The sequence below is a fragment of the Streptomyces echinoruber genome (assembly GCF_014651135.1).
Taxonomy (GTDB): domain Bacteria; phylum Actinomycetota; class Actinomycetes; order Streptomycetales; family Streptomycetaceae; genus Streptomyces; species Streptomyces echinoruber.
In genome coordinates this window covers 1-1,916 of the sequence record NZ_BMWH01000074.1, presented here as the reverse complement: position 1 = coordinate 1,916, position 1,916 = coordinate 1, and the positions used below count along the sequence as shown (strand labels likewise).

Annotated in this window: 1 protein-coding gene; it reads right to left on the bottom strand. The window is 74.5% G+C overall.

All coding sequences use genetic code 11. The annotated features are described in order from the left end of the window. Positions 1–77: 77 nt before the first annotated feature. Positions 78–1,844: a hypothetical protein gene (locus IE225_RS32515; protein ID WP_190061268.1), complete on the bottom strand. Its 1,767-nt coding sequence runs from the start codon at positions 1,842–1,844 to the stop codon at positions 78–80. Between the last annotated feature and the right edge of the window lie 72 nt (positions 1,845–1,916).

Sequence of the window (1,916 nt, the reverse complement as noted above, 5' to 3'; positions counted from 1 at the left end):
CTCGCTCATCGTCGATGCTCCTGTCGGTTCGGTACGGGGCCCGCCCCCAGGGGCGGGGGCGGGCCGGTCGGGGTGGCCTACTCGGTGGGGCGCCACGCGAAGACGCAGCGGCGGGCGTGCGGCTCGATCTTCCACCCGGCCTTGCGCAGCCTGTCGGCGCCGATCTCCAGCTCGACCGTCCACGGCTCGCCGTCGCGGCGGACGTACCGGCCGCACTCCAGCCAGTACAGGGCGACGCGGCCGTGTCCGCGGGGCTCGACCAGGAACCCCCACGCGTCCGGGGCGTGGTCGAGGTCGCCGGGCTGGGCGGCAATGTCGGTGTGGTCACTCACCTCTGCCTTGCGCAGGTCGCCGAGGGCGGCGAGCGCGGCGAGGGCGTCGGGGTCGGTCGAGTGCTTCGGGGCCGTGCCTTTCGTGCGCCCGTTGTGGGAGACGATCACGCCCTCGACGACGCGGCGCTCGGGCGCCTGCTCGGTGCGGGCGGCGATCCGGTCGGCGACGGTGCGCGGCGCGGGGACACCGTGGGCGGCGCACTCGACGGCGATAGCATCGTCGGTCTCGGCCCGGTAGGCGGCCCGCTCGGCGGCGGCCTTGGCCTTGACGCGGTCGAGGGCGGCGCGCTGCTGCTCGCGGACGGTGGCCGGCCGGGTGGCGCGGTCGTCGAACAGGGCGCCCTGTTCGCTCGGGCGGTCGACGTCGAACAGGGTGTCGGCGGCCTGCTGCTCGCCGATCCATTCGCCCCTCCAAGTGCCGTCGGTGGCCTCGGCCTCGGTGACCAGGGCGGCGGCGTACAGGGCTTCGGCGTCCTCGACGGTCTCGACGCGGGCCCCGGTCTGCTCGGCGTGCTCGACGGCGTCGACGGCGTGCGCGGCCCGCTCGAACTTCTCGGCCTCGACCTGGTCGTCGTCCCACCGGTTCAGTAGCGCCATGACGTCGGGGAGGTACAGGGCGGGGCGCATTGCCTGGGCGGGGAAGATCTCGTGTACCTCGCGCTCGCCGTGGCGAATGTGGGCGTCGACGGCGGCGCGGACACGGGCGATGGCGTCGGCGGTGGTGTGTCCGCTGTAGGCGAGGGCGTACAGGTCGTCGCGGGTGAGGGTGGCCTCGGGGGCGCCCTCGACGACGGGCACGCGCAGGGCGCCACCCTTGGGCATCTCGCGGACGAACTGACGCACGGCGGCGACGGCGAGTGGGTAGGCGTTCGCCCCGCGGGAGTCGGCGAGCTGCTGGCGACGCTCGGCGCGCTCCTCGGCGGCCTTGGCGGCGTCGCTGCTTGACGGGCGCCGAATCCACGTCCACGGGTCGACCAGCGTGCCGGGGACCGTTGCCGACTCGACCGTCGGGGTCGCGGCGCGCTCGGCGTCGGCCTGCTCGACGGTCTCGGCGAGGTCGGCCGCGGCAGCGGCGAGGGGGGAGGCGGCGGCGAGGGCGCGGGCGTATGCGCGTTCCTCGGCTGCCTTGATGCAGCGGGAGCACAGGCCGTCGAGGCGGCCGGACAGGTCAATGTCTCGCGGTTCGGCGTACTCGGAGACGACGCGGCCACACAGGGTCTCGTCGTTGTTCGGCGAGTAGTGGACGCGGTGGCCCTTGCCGACCAGGGCGTACCGGACGTCGGCCCGCTCGCGGAGCGACGGTGCGGTCGCGCTGTAGTTGGCGGCCTCCTGCTCGGCGGCCACGCGCTCGGACTTCTCGGCCTTGGTGCACGTCTTGCAGACGGCGCGCAACTGGTCGGCGGGGGTGGGGGTGTGGTCGAGGTCGCGCCCGCAGTACGAGCGGTCGGTACCGGGCTTGCGGTAGTGGCCGGTCGTCCGGCGGACGGCGCGGCGGTCGCAGTAGAGATCCATAGGGGGTCGCTCCCTTGGGCTGGTGTGTGGTTGTGCGCCGGGTGAGGGCCGGCGTTCCTTCCGGGGTGAGGG

Bases quoted from the DNA above. Each gene is read 5' to 3' on its own strand.
- IE225_RS32515 (WP_190061268.1), bottom strand. From the start codon at position 1,844: ATGGATCTCTACTGCGACCGCCGCGCCGTCCGCCGGACGACCGGCCAC.